This window comes from Buttiauxella sp. S19-1 (assembly GCF_022134725.1).
In the GTDB taxonomy this organism is placed as follows: Bacteria; Pseudomonadota; Gammaproteobacteria; order Enterobacterales; family Enterobacteriaceae; genus Buttiauxella; species Buttiauxella ferragutiae.
Map to the genome: position 1 here is coordinate 1 of NZ_JAHWLU010000078.1, position 22,990 is coordinate 22,990.

Below are 22,990 nucleotides of genomic sequence, written 5' to 3' on the forward strand. Positions count from 1 at the left end.
TTGTCATTCATTCTCAGGCACCGCCAGCGGTGCCGCTTTCTTACGCTGAAGCTTGCGCTTGAGTTTCAGCTCACTAACCAGAACGCCCAGCACAATCAACGCGCCGCCCAGTAACGCCAGCACCGGTAATCGCTCGCCGGCTAAGCGCCCAAAAATCCCCGCCCATACTGGCTCGCCGGTATAAATAACCGTTGCGCGAGTCGGCGAAACGCTGCGCTGTGCCCAGTTCATTGTCACCTGAATAATGGCGCTGAATATCCCCAGCCCTAACGCAATCACCAGCAGACCAGGCGTGAAGGCAGGCACGCTTTCGCCCGCCGGGATCATGGTGGCAAACGCAACAATGGAGGCAGTGGCAAGCTGCACAATAGTTACGCGTTTTATGTCGACTTTACCGGCCCAGGCGCTAATCAGGATAATTTCAGCGGCAATCGCCAGCGCGCTGATTAGCGTGATGATTTCACCGGCTCCCAGCGTGAGCGATGTGCCGTCTGGCCCGGCGAGGAAAATCAGGCCGATAAAGGCAAGCCCAACACCAATCCAGGACATCATTCCCGGCATTTTACCCAGACAAATCCATTGCAACACCGGCACTAACGGAACATACATCGCAGTGATAAAGGCCGATTTGCTGCTGGGTATGCTCTGCAGACCCCAGGTCTGCATGCTGTAACCGATAGCAATCGAAATACCAATAAACACCCCAGCTTTCACTTCAAGCCAGGTCAGTCCGCGTAACGTTTTCAACGACAGTAGCGCCACTGCCAGCGCTGCGGTGGCAAAGCGTAGACCGACAAAGAAGAATGGCCCACTCAGCGTCATGGCGTATTGCACCGCAAGAAACGTCCCACCCCAGAACATGGTGATGAGGATCAAAATGGCTTCTTGAGGTTTGATAGCAAGCGAGTAACGGCGCAATAAAGCAGACATGGAAATACCAGGAAATTCGAGCGTGACAAAGAAGGTCACTAGTTTGCGTGCAGGCGTTATGTGCTGCAATGGGAGTGGGAAAATAAAAACCGCCGGTCATAACCGGCGGTGGGGATGGCAATCAGCTATCTAAGAGGGAAAACAGATAACTTAGCGAATTGCGAAAGCCTGGCAGATTTACTTGCTGCTGCCTTTGCCGTGACTATTTTTGCCCCCTTTTTGGCCTGCTTCTGAGGCGCGTTGCGGGTCATTCTTGAAGTTCCCGCCACTATGCTGGCCACCTTTACGACCTGCTTCTGATGCTCTTTCACGGTCTTCAGCGAAATTACCTGAACCACCACGATGGTTTGCCATTTCTAACCTCCAGATTGGTGAAATAGTTAAGTCATCATATTGCATTCAGTCAAAGAGTAATCTTTCACCGCGCGGCTTCAAATGGACAACGTATTACCTGCCGCGTGGGGATAAGCTTAGTGCAGACTGGGTAATTCACCAGTTAACCGTAATATTTTGCAACATGTCATCGCCGGAATGGGTGATTTTTTAGCCGCTCAATCCATAAGATATTCTTATTTTTAATGAAATAGTCACCATATGAAAATGTGACGTAATGCGACATTCCTTCCGTTTGCATCGCAGATTGTTAAAGATCAACTAATTGGCACTCCGGTTTGCAGTTCCTGCCACAGCACATATCTTTAATTCAGTGCAGCAAACGCTGCGTCAAGACAGGAGTGATGCGAAATGGCTAAAGTTCTGGTGCTTTATTATTCAATGTATGGACACATCGAAACCATGGCACAAGCAGTGGCAGAGGGTGCGCAGAAAGTTGATGGTGCGGAAGTGACGGTAAAACGCGTCCCGGAAACCATGTCAGGAGAGGCTTTCTTAAAGGCTGGGGGTAAAACGCAACATGCTCCGCAAGCCACCCCACAAGAGCTTGCCGATTACGATGCTATCATTTTTGGCACCCCTACCCGCTTTGGCAATATGTCCGGCCAGATGCGCACCTTCCTCGATCAGACCGGCGGCCTTTGGGCATCAGGGGGTCTGCACGGCAAGCTTGCCAGCGTATTTAGCTCGACTGGCACCGGCGGCGGCCAGGAACACACCATTTCATCCACATGGACAACTCTTGCGCATCACGGGATGGTGATTGTCCCAATCGGTTACGCTGCGCAAGAATTGTTTGATGTTTCGCAGGTTCGCGGCGGTACGCCATATGGTGCCACAACGATTGCCGGTGCTGACGGTTCGCGCCAGCCAAGCCAGGAAGAGCTGTCGATTGCGCGTTACCAGGGCGAATACGTGGCAGGTTTAGCAGTTAAATTAAATGGTTAATGGAGGAGAACATGCAGAATCAACAATCCAAAGTTCATCATGTAGGTGAATGGGCCAGTTTGAGAAACACATCTCCTGAAATAGCAGAGGCTATTTTCGAAGTGGCAAAATACGACGAAAAAATGGCTGAGAAAATTTGGGAAAATGGTAGCGACGAGGTGCTGTCGCTGGCATTTGAAAGAACAGATAAAGACTCGCTGTTTTGGGGCGAGCAAACCATCGAGCGCAAGAACGTGTAGCCAGATTCCCCCGCTGGTGCGGGGGAGTTTATCCCTGATCTATTTCACCTGATTGACACTCTGCGCCAACACCTCAGTAAATTTATCCCACGGGCAAAAACCATTCGCATCCGTCGGGCAACCATTGAGTTGCAGCGTCACACGCTGTGGCGGTTGTTGCAGGCTTAACACCTCGGCTTTGCGTAATTGCTCGCTACTTTGATACACGTATTCCACCTTCATCAAATCACGATTGGTGTTGGCATCGTGCCAACGCTGGAACATGATTTTCCCACCAATAGGCGTGCGTTCATATTGTCCAGGCAATTGATAAGGTTTGAAATCCAGTGCCGTTAGCATGGAGGCAATATTAGAGTCATGCCCCACCAGCAAGGTGATTTTTGGCCCTTTTGCCGCCGAACCGGTGAAGGCTTTCTCGATATATTTAATCAACGGTGCCGCCACGTTGCGCGCGACTTGTGGTGAGGTAAACAAAGTATCCTGATAGCCATTTTTCAGCTGTGATAATACTCGCCATTGTTCAGCCGTTTTAATTTGCCCCCAGGCAACGTTATCCAGCGGGAAGCCTTCGTAATATTGCAGGGTAAAGGCATCAACTAGTGAATTACCCACTTTTAGCGGGCCACTCACACCCGGTTCTTCCTTCACATTGGCGCTAAATTTATCTTTCTCGGCGGTCAAATCGCACTGCTGTTTTTCTTTACAAGCCGGAGAGTCTTTGAAGCCGACGATCTGCTCAAGAAGCTGATAGCTGTCGTTAAGTTTGTAGTGCTCGCGTTGGGTTTCCATCGCCTGCAAGGCGGCTTGTTTAAATTCCGGCGAATCATTGGTAATGACAGGATTAAAGGTCGGGTCCATGGTGCCCATTTTTTCCTGATGATGGACAGGAATATCACAACCAGGAAACGCCCCCGTGATAAAGAACTGCGCAGTAGCAACGGTACGCTGCAAGCTGTTAGCGTAAGCGTACACGCTTTGTGGCGTTGGGCATTCGCCGCTTTTCACGAGTTCCTGCTCCGCCAGCCACTCGCGCATGTAATGCCCCATATACACTTCCAGCACGCCGCCTTTGGTGGTCAGCTGGCCGCCAGGAACATCCCATTGCGGCCAGGATTGCGCGGTGGACTGCTCCAGTACGCTGCCATTATTCGCCAGCGGTGCCCGCAAGTTATGGCGGCTCATTAATAACACTTGCTGAAGTTGGTAACCCTGCGGGGGCGTTTCGGCTTGCGCCAACGCAGGAGCGAAATAAGCCATTGCCAGTAAAACCGCTATCGTTTTTTTATTCATCCCTTAATCCTCAAGATGTTATTACACAAAAGCGCAGCATTCATTTTGGCAGAAAAAACCCAAATCGCCTTATGAGCCGATCGCAAAATGGGCAATGAAGAAAGGAAAACTACTCAGCCCAGAAAATAGGTTTTATAATAAAACTATCTGGCTGTTTGCCAATGGAGGATTTATGAAACGCAAAAGTATGGAAGGCAGTATCTGTCCGGTTGCCCGCTCACTGGATATTATTGGCGACTGGTGGTCGCTGCTTATCGTGCGCGATGCTTTAAATGGCCTGACACGTTTTGGTGAGTTCCAGAAAAACCTCGGTATCGCCAAAAATATGCTCACCCAACGGCTTAAACAACTCGTGGAGCAGGATATTTTGACCGTGCGCCCGGCCGCTGACGGCAGCGCGTGGCATGAATATGTGTTGACGGAAAAGGGCCGTGCGCTGCAAACCGTGCTGGTCGCTCTGGCGCAATGGGGTGGCGATTATCTGTTTGATAGCCACGAAAAATGCAGTGTGCTGGTTGATGATGAACTCCATCAACCGCTGCGCAAATTGATGCTGCAAGCGCAGGATGGCCGTGTGCTGACACCCGCCGAGGTGGTTGCCCAGCGCCCGGATGTTGCGGTAGAGCCAACATAATGTCGGAAGACGCGGCATTTATCCGACCTGCCTGGGATGGATTAGCGTAAGCGACATCCACCCCTTCCCTTTTATTATCAATCTCTTAATCCTTCTGTAAGCATTCAATCTAATGCAGAAATAAAAAAAGACACGCAATTTGGTTGCATTATGAAACCACTCAAACTATTTTTAATGTAGTTTCATTATGAAACCAACTTACTTTCACCGACGAGGATTTACCATGAGCACTTCACCTTCTGTTGCAGTTATTACCGGCGCATCTTCTGGCATTGGCGCGGTTTATGCAGAGCGCTTCGCCGCTCGCGGATACGATCTGTTGTTGGTTGCGCGCCGCGAAGATCGCTTGCGTGAACTGGCCAGCAAACTGGAAGCGTTGCATGGGATTTCCGTTCAAACACTCCCCGCAGACCTTGCAGATGAAAGCGGTATTCAGGCAGTGGAAGAAGCGTTACGCAGTAACGAACGCATAGAAATATTGGTTAATAATGCCGGAACCGCGCATATCGCGCCGTTTACCGCCGGCAGCGCCGAGTTACATCAGGCGGACATTATGTTGAATATCACCGCGTTGACCCGCCTGAGCCTCGCCGCACTCGCCCGTTTTCAGGCACAAGATAGCGGCACCATTATTAACGTCGCGTCGGTGGTTTCATTGCATGCTCGCGCGGGTAGCGCGGTGTATAGCGGCACCAAAGGTTATGTGTTGAATTTCACCCGTGCTTTGCAAGAAGAAGTCGCTGGAAGTAACGTGCGTGTTCAGGCCATGTTGCCAGCAATAACCGCAACGGAAATTTGGGATGTCTCTGGTGTATCAATGGAAGACCTGCCACCTGCTGCCATCATGACCGGCGAAAACCTGGTTGATGCTGCGTTAGTGGGGCTGGATAAAGGTGAAGCGGTGACGATCCCTGCGCTACACGATTTAACTCTTTGGGAAACTTACGAAAAAGCTCGTCTGGCTATTTTCGAAAGCTGTCTGACCGGCGTTCCCGCTCCGCGTTATCAGGAAAAATAAGCCCAAACGGCGGGATTCGTCCCGCTGTTTTGCCTACCTGATGTTTTGAATAATTGTGTAAAAGTCAGCTCGTTTAATTGAGGTTCAACAGCGATTGATATAATTAGTAACAACATTCACTGTTGCCAAAAAATGTCATGAAAATGTTTAATTACTCTGCTATCGCTGCACTGATGCTGATCCTGATGTTTTGGGGCGCACTCCTGCTTGATACCAACAACATTCTCCATCACCTTTCGGAAACGGTGCATTTGATCGAGAACATACTGAAAGTAGACCTGGATTAATCCCCCTCGACGTAAACGTTTTACTTCAGCATCTTGCTAACTCCCTTCTGGCTTTTCTCAATTCAATGGCTATTACGTTTTTTATTAAATGAATTAGTTGCAGCAAGCGGCTCTCTTTTTGATGAAAATACCTCCCTGCCAAAACGGAAATATCAATTTTTGCATTTTGAATCCCCGTACTGGCGCGATTCACCGATATTGAGGATTTACCATGAAAAAATCTCTATGGATGCTGCTTGCGTGTACCACTCTGATGACCGCTATTCCTGCACAGGCAACCGAGCAGGCCGGCCAACGCCGTGACGCGCGTGATTTGCGCCAGGACGTTCGCCAGGAATCACGCGAAGTTAAACAAGATTGCCGTAATGGTGTGTTCGGTAATGCCGATTGCCGCCAGGACCACCGCGAGAATAAGCAAGATGGCCGTGATGCCGCTCGCGATGTGAAGTACTGATTTCCTACCCGCACCGATTGAGTATTTATCGCAATGGCTAAGGTTTAGCCATTGCGAGTTCACAACTCCATAACACTCCGATTACCCTCCCAATTTCACCATGCTAGTCTGCGCCGATGTGCCTCTTTTATCGGACTCCGCAGCAAATTGTATGAAACGCAGATTACCTTTTCAGGTGAAACTCTTTTTATCTCTGGTGGGGTTTTCATGCCTGCTGTTAGCCATGTTGGGCGCCATCTTATTTCATGTTATTGACCGCCAACAGCATCGCGACCTTGGGCAGCGCGCCCGCGTTCAGGCCAGTGAAATTGCGTTGATGCCAGGGCTTGCGGATAAAGTTGCCGTTCGTGATGTCGCAGGCATTGCGCGTTTGATTCAGCCGTTACGCAATCAAAGTGATGCCAGTTATATCGTGATTGGCGATGTCCGTGAGAACCATCTGTATCACTCAGAATCACCGGAGCGCCTGCATCTGCCGATGATTGGTGGTGATAACGCCGAGGTTTTGCAGGGGAAAACCATTATTTCGATGCGCAAGGGCGGCATCGGTGTCTCTTTGCGCAGTAAAGCCCCGATTCTGGATGCCAATAATCAAGTAATTGGCATTGTTTCAGTCGGCTATCTCACCTCTTATATTGCCAATATTAATGCGCGACTGCTGTGGCAAGCGGGGTTATATGGCCTGCTGCTGTTAATCCTGTTGTTTATTTTTTCATGGATATTTAGCCGCAATGTGAAGCGGCAAATGTTCTGGCTTGAACCGAAAGATATTGCACTACTGGTGCTACAACAAAAAGCCCTGCTGGAAGCAATGTATGAAGGAATATTTGCGGTTAACGCCGAGAAACAGCTGATCTTAATTAACCGTGCCGCCAGGGAATTACTGGATATTCGCCAGCCGGAAAAAGATCTTATCGGCAAACCGCTTGAAGACATTTTGCAAACGCCGCCCACCTTTTTCGCACAAAGCGACAGGGCAGGAAACGGCAGTTTCCATGACCAAATCATCGTGTTAAATCAGCGCCAGGTGATAGTCAACCGGGTGCCTATTGAACTGGAACCCGGTACTGAAAGTGGTTGGGTGTTTAGTTTTCGCGACAAAAACGACATCAATACGTTAAGCAGCCAGTTGAGTCAGGTAAAGCGTTACGCCGACAACCTGCGCATCATGCGCCATGAACAACTGAACTGGACCGCAACACTGGCGGGTCTGTTGCAAATGCAGCGTTATGACGATGCGATGCGCTACATTCAGGCGCAATCGGAAGGCGCACAAGCAGTGCTGGATTTTGTCTCGGCACGCTTCACCTCCCCGGCTTTGTGTGGCCTGTTATTGGGCAAATTCGTCAGCGCGCGGGAAAAAGGGATTGAGCTGGCGTTTGACCCGGCTTGCCAGTTAAACCGCATTCCCGCCAGCATTAACGAAACGGCATTGATGTCAGTGATTGGCAATTTGCTGGATAACGCCGTGGATGCCACGTTGAAAGCACAAAACAATTCCGCGCCGGTAGAGCTTTATATTTCGGACCGTAATCAGGAATTAGTGATTGAAGTGGCCGATCAGGGCGTCGGCGTGGATGACGCGCTCAAGCCGCATATCTTTGAGCAAGGTATTTCCAGCAAACCGTCCAATCTGCATGAAATGGCAGGCTCCGATCATGGCATCGGTTTGTATCTGGTGGCGGGATACGTTCACCAGGCCTGCGGCAGTATCGAAGTCACAGACAATTCACCGCAAGGTACGATATTTTCAGTGTTTATCCCGTTCCCGGCTACTGTTTCCCCAGGACAGCACCATGAATAACCACAGCGCGTTTGATGTCGTGATTGTCGAAGACGAACCGTATCTCGCCGGTTTGCATCGTGATTTTATCGAGCAAAACTTTCGGCTGAGCGTAGTGGGAATCGCCGCGACGCTTGAGCAAGCACGCAGTCTGTTGGAGTTACATCAACCGAGATTAGTGCTGCTCGATAACTATTTGCCCGATGGCCAGGGCGTGGAGTTAATGGATAGCCCGCTGCTGAAAAGTTTCGATTGTTCAGTAATTTTCATCACCGCCGCCAGCGATATGCAGACCTGTAGCCACGCGATGCGCAGCGGTGCGTTTGACTACATTATCAAGCCGGTTTCATTTCACCGTTTGCGCAGTTCGCTCGAGCGTTTTATGCAGCTGGTCGAGACACTGCGCCATGTGAAAGTCGTGGATCAAACCGCGCTGGACAGGCTTTTTAACCTGCCCACCATCAATACCCCGTCGGCTCCGTCAACCAAAGGGATTGAGCCAAGTACGCTGGAGCGGGTGCAGCGTATTTTTACCGCAAAGCCGGATATGACATGGGCTGTAGAACAGGTGGTTGAAGAAGTGGGGATCAGCAAGACAACCTGCCGCCGTTATCTGGAGTATTGCGTGGAGATGGGGTTTATCGAGGTTGAGATGCAGTACGGGAATATCGGCCATCCACGGCGGTTGTACCGCAAGGCGTAAACCCTGTTTCGTGGTTTTAATGGTGTTAATTGCCTAAAAAAAGCCCCGAATCACAATTCGGTAAGATAAAAAAATCCCCCTATTGCCTGTGATTTGCTTTGCGATATGTTGGCCTCTAGTTTCTCAAATGTAACTAGAAGGTTAAAAATAATGTCGAATAAATTACGCATCTCTCTGATTACTGCCGCTGTACTCATGTCTTCCTCTGCCATGTCTGCGTTACCTCAAGGCTACCCGGCTGACTACCAAAAAGTGGTCGATGCGGCGACTAAAGAAGGGAAAGTGGTTATCTATTCCACCACTGATACGAAAGCCGCAGGCCCGCTGATTCAGGGGTTTGAAGCCGCTTATCCAGGGATTAAAGTTGAATATAACGATATGAACAGTACCGAACTGTACAACCGTTATATCAGTGAACAGGCTGCGGGTGGCACCAGTGGTGACGTGGTCTGGAGCTCTTCAATGGATACCGCGCTGAAACTGGCAGTCGACTACGCGCAGGAATATAAATCCCCTGAGCAGGGCCAGTTGCCGAAATGGGCCATGTGGAAAGACAAAGCCTACGGCACCACTTATGAGCCGGTGGTATTTATCTATAACAAACGCCAGATCCCGGCAAATGAAGTTCCAGATTCCCATACCGCACTGGCAAAACTGATTGCCAGCCAGCCCGACAAGTTCAGCAAAAAAGTCACCACCTACGATATCGAGAAGTCTGGCCTCGGCTTTATGCTTTCGGTTCAGGATTCCAAAGCCGATGCGAATTATTTCAAAACGCTGGCTGATGTCGCCAAAGGTGGCTTAGCGGTTCAGTCATCTACCGGCACCATGATGGAACGCGTGTCTTCCGGCGAAAACTTGATTGGTTTTAACATCCTCGGTTCTTATGCCGAAGCCCGCGCTAAAACCGACCCATCGCTGGGTATCTCTTATCCAAAGGATTACACCCTGGTACTGTCGCGCGTTTCGTTCATCAGCCAGCAGGCGCAAAACAGCAATGCCGCGAAACTGTGGTTGGACTATGTGCTGTCTGAGAAAGGACAGAGCATTCTGGCAAACCAGGCTGATATCCCGTCAATTCGCAATGATATCGAAGGCAAAAACGACATTGATGGTATGACCAAAATGTTAGGTAAAGCGCTCAAACCCATCCCGGTTGACGAAAGCCTGCTTGAGTATCTGCAACCTAAAAAACGCCTGGATTACATCAAAGAGTGGCGTACCGCAGCGGCCAAATAATAGACAAGTGGTGGATGGCGCTTAGCTTATCCACCCTACAACGGCCAGTCGTAGGTCGGATTAGCGTTAGCGACATCCGACATTCATGCTAAGGGAAGTCATATGAGTGCATTGCTCAGAAAATGGCAGAGCCTGCCGCGCGGTGTTGTCGTGTTGCTAACCGCGCTGGTTATCTACATTCCGCTGTCGTTTATCGTTATCCAGAGCTTTCTTTCCGCGCCGTTCTTTGCGCCATCTAAAGAGTGGAGCCTCGAATCCTTCGGCTTTATTTTTACCGATCCGGATTTCTATAAAGCGCTAAAAAGCGGTTTTATTCTGGCATTCGGGCTGGTGATTATTGCCATTCCGCTGGGCGGTATTCTGGCGTTCCTGATGGTGCGTACCGATTTACCCGGCAGACGCTTGATTGAGCCACTGATCCTGGTGCCGATTTTTGTCTCGCCGATGGTGCTGGGATTTGGCTATGTCGTTGCCGCCGGTCCGGTGGGTTTCTTTTCGCTGTGGGCGCAGTCGATTCTCGGTTTCGTGCCGTGGAATATCTACGATATGTCGAGCATCGTGGTTATCGCGGGCCTGACGCACGTTCCGCACGCCTATTTATATATCTCCTCGGCACTGCGCAGTGTGGGTTCAGATGTGGAAGAAGCCGCACGCATAGCAGGCGCATCGCCATTGCAGGTGATGACGGCAGTCAGCTTGCCGATGGTGCGCCCTTCTATTCTCTATGCTTCGGTGTTGCTGTTCTTCCTCGGTCTGGAAGTGTTCGGCCTGATGCTGGTGCTGGGCGACCCGGAAGGCAATATGGTGCTGGCGACCTATCTGTACCAGTTGACCAATAAACTTGGCACCCCGTCATATCACTTGATGGCCGCCGTTGCGGTGGTGCTGATTTGCATCACCATCCCGCTGGTGATGTTGCAACGCCGCCTGATGCGCACCGCCAACCGTTTCGTCACCGTGAAAGGTAAAGCGTCCCAGGCTCGGGCATTGCCGTTGGGTAAATGGCGCTGGGTGGCGGGTGCGGTGGTGGCATTCTGGCTGACCGTCACCATTGGCGTTCCGTTGCTTGGCGTAGTACTGCGCGCCTTTATATCTAACTGGGGCGTCGGTGTTTCCATTTGGGATGAGCTGTCACTCAACACGTTCCGCAGTATCTGGGAGCAACCGAATCTGCTGCGAGCCATCGTCAACTCGATGGCGATTGGTGTGATCGGCGGCGCGTTAGCGGTGGGATGTTATCTGTTTATCGGCATCGCCATGCACCGCAAACCAGACAACCTCACACGTTTTCTGGATTACAGCGTGCTGGTGCCACGTGCGGTTCCGGGGTTGTTGGCGGGGCTGGCATTCCTGTGGGTGTTCCTGTTCTTGCCGATGTGGCTCGATAACGCGCTGAAATCTGGCTGGCTTTCCGGCATGCCGTGGTCGCAATGGCTGCGCGATAACCTGGTGGTTTGGTTACGTTCCTTGCGCAGCACCATTTTCAGCGTCTGGCTGGCGTACACCGTGGTGTGGATGGCTTACGGCTTGCGCTTGATTTCCTCAACACTGCTGCAAGTTGGGCCAGAGCTTGAAGAAGCGGCGCGCAGTACCGGGGCCACACGTGGGCAAATTACGCGCCACGTGACGATTCCGTTATCGCGCTATGGCCTGATTGGTTCATGGCTGCTGATGTTCCTGATTTTCGAGCGCGAATATTCAACCGGTGTGTACCTGCTTTCGCCAGGGACTGAAACCATCGGCTCGATGCTGGTTTCCCTGTGGGCAGCCGGTGCCATTGATATTGTCGCTGCACTTTCGTTTATTAACATCCTGCTGGTGGTAGTAGGTCTGGGGATTGCCCTTCGCTTTGGAGTCAAATTACATGATTGAATTATCGGTCGACAATCTGCATTTAACCTACGGCGACAACCCGGTGCTGAAAGGCGTTTCGATGAATTTGCAACGTGGCGAAGTGGTTTCTTTGCTCGGCCCTTCTGGCAGCGGAAAAACGACTTTGTTGCGTGCCGTCGCGGGGCTGGAAAAGCCCACCCAGGGCGCTATTGTCATTGGCAACAACAAAGTCTACGACGGCACACCGCGCAGTGAGATCCCTGCCGAAGAACGTAATCTCGGGCTGGTGTTTCAATCTTACGCGTTGTGGCCGCACAAAACCGTGTTTGAGAACGTGGCTTATCCGTTGAAACTGCGCAAAGTGGCGTCCGCTGAAATAACCCAGCGTGTGCAGGCGGTGCTGGATCAACTCGGCCTGGGTTATTTGGGTAAACGCCATCCGTATCAGCTTTCCGGTGGGCAGCAACAGCGTGTGGCGATTGGCCGGGCGCTGGTGTATAACCCGCCGGTTATTCTGCTGGATGAGCCGCTTTCCAACCTGGATGCCAAATTACGCGAGGAAGCCCGCGTATTCCTGCGCGAGCTGATTATCAAACTCGGCTTGTCGGCGCTGATGGTGACCCACGATCAGAACGAAGCGATGGCGATTTCCGACCGTATTTTGCTGCTTAACAACGGCAAAATCGAACAGCAAGGTACGCCACAGGAGATGTACGGCTCACCGAAAACGCTGTTTACCGCAGAATTCATGGGCAGCAATAACCGCCTGCACGGCAAAGTCACTGAAGTCCGCGATGGGAAAGCACGTATTGAAGGCAGCGGTTGGGCGTTGTGGGGGCTGGCTGGGGCTGGTGTACAAGCCGGCCAGGAAGGCACTGCGGTTATCCGTGTGGAACGAGTAGAACTGGTGAGCGGGCCGGGTGAAAACCAACTCGAGTTACCGTTGTTAACCAGCATGTATCTCGGCGACCGTTGGGAATATCTGTTCCGTACTTCAGGCGACGATTTTGTTATCCGTGCCTATGGCAATGAGGTCCGCGATCCGCAGTATTGCCATCTGGCCTTGCCTGAAAAGCATGTCTGGATTTTCCCTAAATCCTAAAGTCGCGACAAGCGCCCTTCGCGGCGCTTTTTTTTGCTGTTAATCTGCGTCATCGAGAATAAAGGAGTTCACAACTCCTGACCTTAGGTGGCCTACATGAAAACAATTACCCTCAGCGATATGCAGCAGCAAAGTGAAGCGGCAGCAAAATCCCCCCGCTTGCGTGCGCACCGTAATTTTCACCCTGAATTAACTGACCCGGTGCAGCGCCTTGCCGTGGCTATGGAGCCTGGCACTTACGTTCGTCCGCATCGTCACCCACACACTTTTGAGCTGTTGTTCGCTTTAAGTGGACGCTTCCTGGTGTTGAATTTTGATGACCACGGGACTGTGACTCATCGCGTTGTTTTGGGTGAGAAGTGTAAGGCGCTGGAGATGAGTGCCGGAACCTGGCATGCCGTGCTGTCTTTGGATAGTGGCGGAGTGATTTTTGAAGTTAAGCAGGGTGGCTATCAACCCGTTGCGGAACAAGATGCAGCCAGCTGGGCGCCTGCTGAAGGTGAAGAAGGAACAGCCGAGTTGATGCAGTGGTACGCACTGGCACAGGTTGGCGATCGTCGTTTTAGCGTGTAAGACAAAAGCAGTGCGCAGAGTGAATTGCTCTGCTCCGCTTTCATGTGCGGGCTATGAGCAATACTGTGCAGGTGATAAAATATTGAATATCTGACAAATCATAACGAACCCAATATGAGTACTTCAAACCAGACTGACAAAAAGGTCCTTTCCGTTTTTGATTTTGACGGAACGCTTACCCGGCATGACAGCTTTATCCCCTTCCTGCGTTTTGCCTTTGGCAATCGATTTTTTACCCGCAGGCTGATCAAGCTCGCCATGCCCTCTATTCAGTGCCTGAGGCGTAAACTGACGCGTGACGAACTCAAAGAAATCCTGATTTCAACGTTCCTCACCGGCATTGAAGAAAAGTGGGTCCAGGAGAAAGCCGAGCTCTACTGCAATCTTTACTGGGAACGCCTGATGAGAGCCTCTGGCTTACTGGCCGTTGCGTCTGAAGTGTCTTCTGGTGTCGAAGTGACGTTATGTTCAGCCTCGCCGAAACTCGTGCTTCAACCGTTTGCTGAACGACTCGGGGTTAAGCTTATTGGCACCGAACTGGAAAGCGAGAAGGGTATTCTGACGGGTCGTATTACCGGGCACAATTGTCGCTGTATACAGAAAATCAACCGGCTGGAAGCGATATACGGCTCATTGGATCAATATCATCTTCGTGCCTGGGGAGATACCCGTGGGGATTATGAATTGTTGGCGGCGGCAAAAGATGCACACTGGCGTCACTTCCATCCCAATTGGGACAGGAAGAGGGCTGCGATAACACGACTTAAAGCGACCTCTTTCAAGGGTTAAAAAACGCCCCGCAGGACGTTTTTAATCAGCTTAGCCGCGTCAAAGAAGCTTCAGTGCCTTCGCCTGTTCGTGCCAGGTTCTGAACTCTTCCAGCAACTGGTCAAAGAGTTTATCGTCGGCCACTGATGCAAAATCGTCCATCGCAAAGAAATGTGTATTGTCGATTCTACGGTCGGTAAAATCATCCAGGTTTTTCAAGATGCCGTAGTTAGTTCCGCCAAGGCCCACGAATTTCCAGAAAATGGGATAGTTTGCCGAACGACGAATGGCATCTTTGATAGCCCGGGTTTTACTGATGCCGCCATCAGTGATGAAGACAATATAAACGGGGATTTTGCTGTCGCGGTAGTAATCAACAATTTCTTCCATGACAGGTGGCTCGTTGTTAGTCCCGCCAAGCCCGGGCAATATTTCCCACGATGAGCGCTTACCAGGATGCTGGATGGCGCAAATGTAACCGTCCAGGTTATCCAGTGTCACATCCGGGTACTTACGATGCCGCTCAGCAAAGCCCCAGAGATCCATATCTCCGTCATCATCGAACTGAGCGGCCAGTACCGCGATACGATCAAGAACAGACTGGACATGCCCTCGTTTAAACTGGCCAGTCATCGAACCTGAGGCATCCAGAACGAATGCAACACTTGCCTCGATAGTATCCAGTTTATGCTTAGCCAGGCTGACGGTTGCCTCTTTCGCAAGGCTAACCAGCCTCGGCGCTCTGGATTCCAGCTTCTTCTCCAGACTGATTCTGCCAGATTTAACCGGTAGCGCTGCTGGTTCTGAGGGAGCTGCAACATCAACCCCAAAGCTCACGGCCAGCGGTTCAAGGCCACCATTAAATCCCTGCCCCAGAGCGCGAATTTTCCAGCCACCTTGATATCGGTAGACTTCAGCAAGAATTATCGCTTTCTCACGGCGTCCAGGGGTATCGACCTCAAAGGATGCCACACCGTCCACATTCAGCGTCAACTGGCGTAGCCCATTTATCGTGTCACTCCCGTCTATGACTACAGTGACAGCAATTTTATGGATGTTCGACGGAACGCTTGTCAGTTCGATGCGTATTGATGACTGTTGAGTTGCTGGTGTTAGCGAAACCGCGCCTTCTGGCGATTTCAGGTTATTAAAAAAAATAAAGTCTGAATCACCGTTGACCTTGCCCTGCTCATTTAGCAAAAACAGGCAGGTGTCCGGTTCCCCCGAAAACCCAGTGGAGGCGGGGTAATCCAGATTAAGGACGAGGATCGAGGTTTGCAGTAGTGTATTTTGTCCTGGTTGCAATTTCATCGTCATTCCTTGCATAAAAAAAAACCCCGGATAACCGGGGTTAAGATCATTTCTACTTATCAGACGTTCACGCCGTGCTGGGATGCAAGTGCGGACAAACCACCCGCAAAGCCCTGGCCTACAGCTTTGAACTTCCACTCTGCCCCATGGCGATACAGCTCACCGAAAACCATAGCCGTTTCAGTAGAGGCATCTTCAGACAGGTCGAAACGGGCAATTTCCGTGCCGTTGTCGTTATTGTAAACGCGCATGAAGCTGTTGCTCACCATGCCGAAGTTCTGCTTACGGGCATCTGCATCATAGATGGTGACGGCAAAAATCATTTTTTTCACATCGGCAGAAACTTTAGCCAGCTCGATTTTAACCTGCTCATCATCACCGTCGCCTTCACCAGTACGGTTGTCACCCTGGTGTTCAACGGCACCGTCGGTGCTGACTTTGTTGTTGAAGAAAATGAAATGTGAGTCAGACAGCACTTTACCGTCTTCGCCTACCAGGAATACCGATGCATCGAGGTCAAATGCCTGACCGTCAGTGACACGCGCATCCCAGCCCAGACCAACCATAGCCACATTCATGGTTGGTGCTTCTTTAGTCAGAGAAACGTTACCGCCTTTTACGAGAGAAACTGCCATTTTAAACTCCTGTTCATCATTTTAGTTTGGGCCAGTTTGCTGGCCCATCTATGTAAAAAGTTACTTTTCTCAGGAAGCATTAATGCCGTACTGAGCACAAACGGATGACAAACCACCAGCATAACCCTGGCCTACCGCACGGAATTTCCACTCACCCGCGTTACGGTACAGTTCGCCAAATAACATTGCCGTTTCGGTAGATGCATCTTCTGACAAATCGTAGCGAGCCACTTCAGTCTGGTTATCATCGTTAACCAGGCGAATGAATGCCCCTGCAACCTGCCCGAAGCTCTGGCGACGAGCCTGTGCATCGTGAATAGTGACAACGAAGACGATTTTGTCGACATCAGCTGGGATCAAATCCAGTTTGATCTTCAGTGATTCATCATCGCCGTCACCTTCACCGGTGCGGTTATCACCGGTATGTGTTACTGAACCATCGGTAGATTTCAGGTTGTTATAGAAAATAAAATCAGTGTCACCGCGTACTTTGCCATTCTGTGACAAAAGGAAAGCGGAAGCATCCAGGTCAAAGTCCTGACCATCAGTCGAACGCGCATCCCAGCCAAGGCCAACCAGGACATTTTTCATCGTAGGTGCTGCTTTACTTAGAGATACGTTTCCACCTTTGGAAAGAGAAACACTCATAAATTAACCCTCTTACGTTTTATTGAATTTGTCGGATGATATCAGGAGATTAACTCTCCTTTTTCTCTACTTCTGGTTTGCCTGGAAACATAATACTCAGAACAATACCCACTGCCAGTACGCCAAGGACAACATACAGGCTGGTGGTGGCCGAAATACTGTAACCGTGGTTCCAAATGTGATCTGTCGCATTCAGCCCCAGTTTTACAGCGATAAAGAACAGCAGCACGATGACCGCTTTTTCCAGGTGGACCAGGTACTGTTTCAGTGCTTCGAGAACAAAATAAAGTGTACGCAGGCCAAGGATGGCAAACATCATGGCACTGTAGACAATCAGTGGTTCGCGGCTGACGGCAATGATTGCCGGTACGGAGTCAAAGGCAAACATCACGTCTGAAAGCTCAACAACGGCCACACACAAAAATAACGGAGTGGCGTACATTGCGGCTTTCTTACCGCGACCAATAGTCACATCTTTGTTTTCTGGTTTTGCCAGTTCAGCATCAACTTCTTTCTGCGAGAGCAGGAAAGCATGCCCTCTCAGCTTCGGCCAGATTGGGAAGAAGCGTTTAACCATGCGGTAGGCAAGGTGCTGGGAATAATCCTCAACTTCGTCCTCATCATCGCCACTTTTGAGCATCATGACTGCTGTCCAGGCCACAATGATCGCGAAGACCACTTCCACATAGGGCCCAAGGCTCAGGAGGCTGGTACCGATGGCAACGAAGATACCCCGGAATACGATGGCTCCGATAATGCCCCAGTAAAGCACACGGTGACGATAACGATCCGGCACCGAGAACCACGAGAAGATAGCCATCATAACGAACAGGTTATCTACGGAGAGGACTTTCTCCAGCGCATAACCGGTAACAAAGAGACTTGCGACTTCTGCACCGTGGTGAATATAGAGGAATCCGGCAAAAGCCATCGCCACTACGACCCAGAATACAGACCACAGGGCGGCGCTTTTCAACGAAATTGGCTTGTCGTCACGGTGCATAAACAAGTCAATGAAGATGGCCCCGACTGACAGTGCAATGAAAACAATGACTGTTTCCGCCGGAAAACCGATGTGTGTTGAAACCATAACTACCTCTTAAAGAACGAGACTTAAAGACCAAATTCAGCCGGATCAAAACCCAGCGCAGTGGCAATCTCACGGACCGCCTGTTGTTCATCCTGATCGAAGTTACCGTCGCTTTTAGCGACCGCAATACCGACACGCAAAGCCAGCTGTGCTGCTTCAGGCTGATCTTTGAGTGCAAGGATGTGTTTCATGGTTTCACCTTTTCCGATTTCCATATCGAAATCGAAACTGGTCACCAGCTTGTTAAAGAATTCGATGACCTCAGTGGTGTCGAATACCTTCAATTCTTCAGAAGAGCGAAGAAAACCGATCATTTTCTGTTTTTCTTCAGCACTCACGCCATCGCTCGATACCGCAATACGTGCACATACCGCGACGGTACCCTGCATGAATTTTTTATTTTTAAAACGACCCACCTGACGGGTCAGCTCTTCACGGCCTGAATTAAGAGCACCTTTTACTTTGTCAAAAAAGCTCATTGTTGAATCCTTAGTTGCTGTGTTATTTAGAACCCGCACTCCAGCGAAAACCCCAGCCAAACGCACGGTCCATCTCGGACTGGCCTTTAAAGTACTGGTTAATTCGCTCGACTTTGATGGAACCACTTTCGTTAACGAGACGTGCAATTGCACACAGTGTGCGTTTGTTTTCACCCTCGGTCAGACGGGTTTCAATCGGTGGCTGCTCCGGTACATGGAGTGTCACGACACCATCCGTTTTATCCCAGCTGGCAGCGCCTTCGTAGATAAAGGCATAAATCAGCACCTGGCGGATGTTTTTCCATTCTTTACCGTTAATATGTAGCCATTCGCCTTCTGAAACAGCCCCGGTCCGGTCATCACCCTGAAGTTGTACGTAAGGTTCATCCCGGTAATCACCAAAGGCGTTACCCAAAGCCTGAATAACAGATTTATGCCCGTCCTGAAGCTCAACAAATGCCCCGAGATCCAGATCCACACCTTTGGACCCAAAGATACCACGCAGCCCTGAGGAAGCACTGTTACTGCGATTCCAGTTCAGGTTGATGCGGATTTCCCCGAAGTTATCGCGTTTGGCAAGGCTGATGGCCGGTTTTTCTTTAGTCAAAGAGACCTTGCTCAGACTGATTTTATTGGCTGCCGGAGCGGGAGGTGGAGTAACAACGGCTGGTGCGGGCGTCGGGGCTGGAGTATCGGCAATATTAACGCCGAAATGTTCCGCCAGTGGTTTAAGACCGCCATTAAAGCCCTGAGCCACAAAACGGAACTTCCAGTCATTATTTCGAAGGTAAAGTTCCCCCAAAATCAGAGCCGCTTCCTGGCGACCAGTCAGTTCAACTGTGCCGGCAATCAGGACTTCTGTGCCCTTTTCAACCTGAATTGACAAGTTGCGCAGACCAGACACGACCTGCCCCTCATCGCAGGTGACAGTAAATGCGACTTTCTGTACATCTGCTTTCAGGCGATTAAGTGCCACGGTAAAGGTAGAGTGGTTGCCTTCACTGACCAGGCTGATGGTTGCGTCGTCATTACGGGGCTGACCATAAAAGACCATATCCGCATCACCCTGCACTTTCCCGTTGGTAAACAAACGGAAAGCGGATGCATCAACCGGTCCACCGGAGAGAATGCGAACGCGAAGTTCTTCTGAAGGTACGGGGACATTTCCCCCGGGCATTAAGTTCATTATCGGACCACCGTTGCCACGATATCAGCATGCATGTCGTCAATGGTGCGACCACGGCATGCGTGACCATGAGCAGTAAAGTCCCAGTTACCGTTATTACGTTGCAGTGATGCGATAACGATACCGGTATGAGAGCCTTGCTCAGTCAGTTTGTAGCGAGCCAATTCTGTATTGGACTGGTCGACAACACGGCAGAAGGCATTGTCAACATCATTGAATGACTGACCACGGAAACTGTTAACCGTAAAGGCCAGGTATTCAACATTCGCGGGTAACTTACTGAGATAGACATTGATGACTTCATCATCGCCGTCACCTTCTCCAGTAAGGTTATCGCCGCTGTGTACTACTGAACCGCAAGTTGATTTCAGTTTGCGGAACCAGACGGTGTCAATTGCTTTCCCGGTGCTATCCATTAAGACGCAACCGGCATCCAGATCAATAGAATCGCTGCCACCGAACATGCCGCCGAGGAACCCTTTTTTCTTGATAGGATCCCAACCAAGCCCGAACTTAAGCTGGCTGAGCGCAGTAGATTGCTTGCTGAGTGATACCGTCTGGTTCTTGCTTAATGAAACCATATTCTTTTCCTTAAAATGGTATTGACTGAAACAACGAGGGTTGAAGATATTCTGGCTGCGAAAAAAATCATATCATGATGTAGTTCTCTGGCAAGCCAATTTTAAAATAGTTTTGTACTTCCTTCAGACTACAAGTTGAAAACTAAAACAGTTAATTCATTTAATAGCATTGATTTATAAGGATAATTACTTATGTTGACACAACAAATACATCTCTATTTCACGTAATCATTGTAAATCATAATATGATTGACAAGTGTATTATACCTTTTTAGACTCGGATCACTATCTTAAAAGGCTGCTAACTTCAGGTAAATTTGCAAACATGAGTAATAAAATTTGGCTAATGGAAGGTTTATCGTCGCAAAGAGACATCATCCAGGGAATGAAGTCTTTCGCGGGAAAAATGCGGACTGACATCACTGTTTACGCCTCACATCGCAATGAACGGAATGAAATTCTTTCCGTCGCCGACTTTTCTCTGGCAGAGCCTAAAGATGCCGAAATGCGCCTGCCTTTCATCCTCTCCACGGTTGCAGAATGGGATATTAATGCCATTCATACGGGCCGTAATTGCCTGTGGTTTGAAAACCACCGGAAAGAGATTGAGGGATCAGGTGTTTCACTGACTACCGGTGCATCCGGCCCACAGTGGCTAGAGATGGCCGATGACAAAGTGACTTTTGCACAAGTGATGGAGGAGAATCACCTCCCGGCAGTGCCATCTTTGCGCATCAACTCAATAGAAGAATTGCAGCATTCCCTTAGTCATTCTCCATTTGAAGGCCAACAGCTTTGCGTAAAACCTGTTACAGGAATTTATGGCATGGGTTTTTGGCGTTTTGATGACAATGCGTCTTCCATGGACGTTTTTAATTATCCTGAGAAACGTATCGTCCACCCAGGACAGTACATCGAAGCACTTGCCGGAACACCGGCGTTTACTCCCCTGGTTCTAATGCCTTATCTTCCCGGCCCTGAATATTCCGTTGATATCCTTGCAGACAAAGGTGAAGTGCTTGCCGCGGTTGCCCGTCGTAAAGAAGGGGCGCTTCAGCACCTTGAAAACAGCGGTGAAGCGTTTGAGTTAGCCTGTGCCTGTGCCAGAGCGATGAAGGTAGATGGTCTGGTTAATGTGCAAACCCGCAATAACAACTCCGGAAGGCCGGTTCTGCTGGAAACTAACATGCGGCCATCTGGCGGCATTGGCTATACACAACACAGTGGTGTCAATTTACCCGGCCTGTTTGCATTCCATAAACTGGGTCTGATGTCTAAAACGGAAGTGATTGAGATGGCAAAGAACGATTTCGTTCCAGCAACGGTGAGATCTGTAACAGATGTTATCGGTTATTCAACTCATTTAACTAACCGACTGAACTGAAGGATTAATGATGTCTTTAGTGAATAATGATGCTGTTTATCGCCGTACGCTTTCCTGCGGCACAATTCAGGTCACCAGCGGGCAGCAGGATGTTGTGTTGGATGATTTGTTTGATATTGCTGAAAGACGCAACCCGAAACGAGCATTCCTGTTTGTCAGTAAAGTGCTTGGCCGCCATATCCCGGTGTCACCCTCCATTATGCGTCAGGTGTATCGCCAGTTAGCTGAGCAGTTTCCTGATGGCATGACCGGTCCCGTTCTCGTCATCGGTATGGCTGAAACCGCCGTGGGTCTGGGGGCCGGGGTATTTGATGAACTCCGTCACCGCTTCAGTGAGTCCGTTTATCTGACATCCACACGTCACCCGGTCGACGGCGAACTGTTATGCGAATTTAAAGAAGAGCACAGCCACGCGACAGACCATCTCATTTATTTACCGGATGACCCGGAAATGCGCCGCAGAGTCTGCGAGGCTCGCACCATCGTTCTGATTGATGATGAAGCGACAACCGGCAATACCTTTATCAACCTGCTGGCCGCATTGCGTGACACCAACCGCCTGGCTCACCTGAAGCAGGTTGTGACCGTGACACTCACTGACTGGAGCGGTGATGCCCTCACTAAGCGTTGCCCTCTTCCGGTCAACACCGTTTCACTGGTCAGCGGGCAGTGGCACTGGGAGCCGCTCCCGGATGCGCCAGTTCCTGTGATGCCGCTGGTTAATGTCACCTCACGTGGTGCGGTTCCGGTTACCGGAAAGCAGTCCTGGGGCAGGCTCGGCATGACGACCCCCGCCCGGGATTTAGGCCGCCATGTTGTGACATTTTCGGGTGAACGTGTCCTGGTGCTGGGAACCGGAGAGTTTGTCTGGGAGCCATTCCTGCTGTCAGAGCGTCTTGAAGCGCAGGGAGCCACGGTTCACTACAGCTCCACAACCCGATCCCCCATCGCGACCGGCTTTGCTATCCAGTCGGCGATTGCGTTCACGGATAACTATGGTCTGGGGATCCCTAACTTTGTGTATAACGTGGCCCACCAGAAGTTTGACCGCGTTCTGCTATGTACCGAGACGCCAGCAGAAAGTGTAGATCAGCAGCTGTTAACCGCATTGTCTGACGTTGCCCCTGTTGTGGAGATTGTGACCTATGAATAAACCTGTTGTATTGAGCGATCTCGATGACACGCTTTTCCAGACCCGCCGTAAAATGGTGGATGAACTGGCGCTTGAGCCCTTCCGTACCGGTGCGCTGGACCGCAGTCTTACCCCCCGCAGTTACATGACGGAAGAACAGTCTATGCTGGTGGACTGGCTGCTGGAACAGGCTGAACTGATCCCGGTGACGGCCCGTGGCACGGAAGAAATCAGTCGTGTGCAAATTCCCTTTAGCTCCTGGGCTGTCACCACTCACGGCGCGGTCATCCTTACTCCTCAGGGGCAACCGGATGAAGAATGGAAAGCGCATATACTTCAGAGTCTGGCCC

The 22,990-nt window shown here is 50.4% G+C and carries 25 protein-coding genes and 1 pseudogene; 16 read left to right on the top strand and 10 right to left on the bottom strand.

Annotated features, from left to right (window positions below):
* Window positions 1-3: 3 nt before the first annotated feature.
* Entirely contained in the window at window positions 4-930 is a 927-nt protein-coding gene (locus tag MES37_RS16325) for a DMT family transporter (protein ID WP_064548065.1), read from the bottom strand.
* 177 nt (window positions 931-1,107) lie between these two features.
* A complete protein-coding gene (locus tag MES37_RS16330) occupies window positions 1,108-1,284 on the bottom strand; it encodes a general stress protein (RefSeq protein WP_034456279.1) in 177 nt (58 codons plus the stop codon).
* Window positions 1,285-1,674: 390 nt separating this feature from the next.
* On the opposite strand from MES37_RS16330, the gene wrbA reads away from it, so the two are divergent.
* Both wrbA and MES37_RS16340 read left to right on the top strand, forming a co-directional pair.
* On the top strand, window positions 1,675-2,271 hold the full coding sequence (wrbA, locus tag MES37_RS16335; RefSeq protein WP_064548067.1) for an NAD(P)H:quinone oxidoreductase: 597 nt from the start codon (window positions 1,675-1,677) through the stop codon (window positions 2,269-2,271).
* A gap of 11 nt (window positions 2,272-2,282) precedes the next feature.
* Window positions 2,283-2,510: a YccJ family protein gene (locus MES37_RS16340; RefSeq protein WP_064548069.1), complete on the top strand. Its 228-nt coding sequence runs from the start codon at window positions 2,283-2,285 to the stop codon at window positions 2,508-2,510.
* Window positions 2,511-2,549: 39 nt separating this feature from the next.
* On the opposite strand, the gene agp is transcribed toward MES37_RS16340, so the two are convergent.
* Complete coding sequence (agp, locus tag MES37_RS16345; RefSeq protein ID WP_064548071.1) at window positions 2,550-3,800, bottom strand: bifunctional glucose-1-phosphatase/inositol phosphatase; 1,251 nt, start codon at window positions 3,798-3,800, stop codon at window positions 2,550-2,552.
* Window positions 3,801-3,972: 172 nt separating this feature from the next.
* On the opposite strand from agp, the gene MES37_RS16350 reads away from it, so the two are divergent.
* The 11 genes from MES37_RS16350 (at window position 3,973) to MES37_RS16400 (ending at window position 14,215) form a co-directional block, all read left to right on the top strand.
* Window positions 3,973-4,434, top strand: a complete 462-nt coding sequence (locus MES37_RS16350) for a winged helix-turn-helix transcriptional regulator (RefSeq protein ID WP_064548073.1) — start codon at window positions 3,973-3,975, stop codon at window positions 4,432-4,434.
* A 223-nt stretch (window positions 4,435-4,657) separates the two neighbouring features.
* Complete coding sequence (locus MES37_RS16355) at window positions 4,658-5,452, top strand: SDR family NAD(P)-dependent oxidoreductase (RefSeq protein WP_064548075.1); 795 nt, start codon at window positions 4,658-4,660, stop codon at window positions 5,450-5,452.
* Between the two features lie 137 nt (window positions 5,453-5,589).
* The gene (locus tag MES37_RS16360) at window positions 5,590-5,739 is read left to right on the top strand and encodes a hypothetical protein (protein WP_162302996.1); all 150 of its coding nucleotides are present in this window, start codon (window positions 5,590-5,592) and stop codon (window positions 5,737-5,739) included.
* A gap of 211 nt (window positions 5,740-5,950) precedes the next feature.
* A complete protein-coding gene (locus MES37_RS16365; RefSeq protein WP_064548077.1) occupies window positions 5,951-6,193 on the top strand; it encodes a hypothetical protein in 243 nt (80 codons plus the stop codon).
* 151 nt (window positions 6,194-6,344) lie between these two features.
* Window positions 6,345-7,997 carry an ATP-binding protein gene (locus MES37_RS16370; protein WP_237932022.1) on the top strand — a complete coding sequence of 551 codons (1,653 nt, stop codon included), beginning with the start codon at window positions 6,345-6,347 and terminating at the stop codon, window positions 7,995-7,997.
* Window positions 7,990-8,679: a response regulator gene (locus tag MES37_RS16375; RefSeq protein WP_064548081.1), complete on the top strand. Its 690-nt coding sequence runs from the start codon at window positions 7,990-7,992 to the stop codon at window positions 8,677-8,679. Before MES37_RS16370 ends, MES37_RS16375 begins: the two co-directional genes overlap by 8 nt.
* Window positions 8,680-8,829: 150 nt before the next feature.
* A complete protein-coding gene (locus MES37_RS16380) occupies window positions 8,830-9,918 on the top strand; it encodes an ABC transporter substrate-binding protein (RefSeq protein WP_064548083.1) in 1,089 nt (362 codons plus the stop codon).
* A gap of 102 nt (window positions 9,919-10,020) precedes the next feature.
* Window positions 10,021-11,790 (top strand): ABC transporter permease, encoded by a 1,770-nt coding sequence (locus MES37_RS16385; protein ID WP_237932024.1) that lies wholly within the window; start codon window positions 10,021-10,023, stop codon window positions 11,788-11,790.
* On the top strand, window positions 11,783-12,853 hold the full coding sequence (locus tag MES37_RS16390; RefSeq protein ID WP_237932026.1) for an ABC transporter ATP-binding protein: 1,071 nt from the start codon (window positions 11,783-11,785) through the stop codon (window positions 12,851-12,853). The genes MES37_RS16385 and MES37_RS16390 overlap by 8 nt, the downstream gene beginning before the upstream one ends.
* Window positions 12,854-12,949: 96 nt before the next feature.
* Window positions 12,950-13,426 (top strand): WbuC family cupin fold metalloprotein, encoded by a 477-nt coding sequence (locus tag MES37_RS16395; RefSeq protein WP_064548088.1) that lies wholly within the window; start codon window positions 12,950-12,952, stop codon window positions 13,424-13,426.
* A gap of 114 nt (window positions 13,427-13,540) precedes the next feature.
* Window positions 13,541-14,215 (top strand): HAD family hydrolase, encoded by a 675-nt coding sequence (locus MES37_RS16400; protein WP_064548090.1) that lies wholly within the window; start codon window positions 13,541-13,543, stop codon window positions 14,213-14,215.
* Window positions 14,216-14,254: 39 nt separating this feature from the next.
* Here MES37_RS16400 and MES37_RS16405 read toward each other — a convergent pair whose 3' ends face one another.
* The 7 genes from MES37_RS16405 to MES37_RS16435 all read right to left on the bottom strand — a co-directional run bounded on the left by MES37_RS16405 (window position 14,255) and on the right by MES37_RS16435 (window position 20,124).
* On the bottom strand, window positions 14,255-15,505 hold the full coding sequence (locus MES37_RS16405) for a VWA domain-containing protein (RefSeq protein ID WP_133522525.1): 1,251 nt from the start codon (window positions 15,503-15,505) through the stop codon (window positions 14,255-14,257).
* A gap of 59 nt (window positions 15,506-15,564) precedes the next feature.
* Window positions 15,565-16,140: a TerD family protein gene (locus MES37_RS16410; RefSeq protein ID WP_064548096.1), complete on the bottom strand. Its 576-nt coding sequence runs from the start codon at window positions 16,138-16,140 to the stop codon at window positions 15,565-15,567.
* A 69-nt stretch (window positions 16,141-16,209) separates the two neighbouring features.
* Window positions 16,210-16,788, bottom strand: a complete 579-nt coding sequence (locus MES37_RS16415) for a TerD family protein (RefSeq protein WP_064548097.1) — start codon at window positions 16,786-16,788, stop codon at window positions 16,210-16,212.
* A 49-nt stretch (window positions 16,789-16,837) separates the two neighbouring features.
* Window positions 16,838-17,878 (bottom strand): tellurium resistance membrane protein TerC, encoded by a 1,041-nt coding sequence (gene terC / locus MES37_RS16420; RefSeq protein WP_064548099.1) that lies wholly within the window; start codon window positions 17,876-17,878, stop codon window positions 16,838-16,840.
* Window positions 17,879-17,901: 23 nt separating this feature from the next.
* Window positions 17,902-18,357: a tellurite resistance TerB family protein gene (locus MES37_RS16425; RefSeq protein WP_064548101.1), complete on the bottom strand. Its 456-nt coding sequence runs from the start codon at window positions 18,355-18,357 to the stop codon at window positions 17,902-17,904.
* A 22-nt stretch (window positions 18,358-18,379) separates the two neighbouring features.
* The gene (locus MES37_RS16430) at window positions 18,380-19,543 is read right to left on the bottom strand and encodes a TerD family protein (protein WP_237932028.1); all 1,164 of its coding nucleotides are present in this window, start codon (window positions 19,541-19,543) and stop codon (window positions 18,380-18,382) included.
* On the bottom strand, window positions 19,543-20,124 hold the full coding sequence (locus MES37_RS16435) for a TerD family protein (RefSeq protein ID WP_064548106.1): 582 nt from the start codon (window positions 20,122-20,124) through the stop codon (window positions 19,543-19,545). The genes MES37_RS16430 and MES37_RS16435 overlap by 1 nt, the downstream gene beginning before the upstream one ends.
* 325 nt (window positions 20,125-20,449) lie before the next feature.
* Here MES37_RS16435 and MES37_RS16440 point away from each other — a divergent pair, with 325 nt between their 5' ends.
* From MES37_RS16440 to MES37_RS16450, 3 genes and pseudogenes are all read left to right on the top strand, one after another.
* Entirely contained in the window at window positions 20,450-21,508 is a 1,059-nt protein-coding gene (locus MES37_RS16440; RefSeq protein ID WP_237932030.1) for an ATP-grasp domain-containing protein, read from the top strand.
* A 10-nt stretch (window positions 21,509-21,518) separates the two neighbouring features.
* Entirely contained in the window at window positions 21,519-22,661 is a 1,143-nt protein-coding gene (locus MES37_RS16445; RefSeq protein WP_237932033.1) for a phosphoribosyltransferase domain-containing protein, read from the top strand.
* A pseudogene (locus tag MES37_RS16450) lies at window positions 22,654-22,990 on the top strand (hypothetical protein); the annotation flags it as partial. The gene MES37_RS16445 and the pseudogene MES37_RS16450, both read left to right, overlap by 8 nt.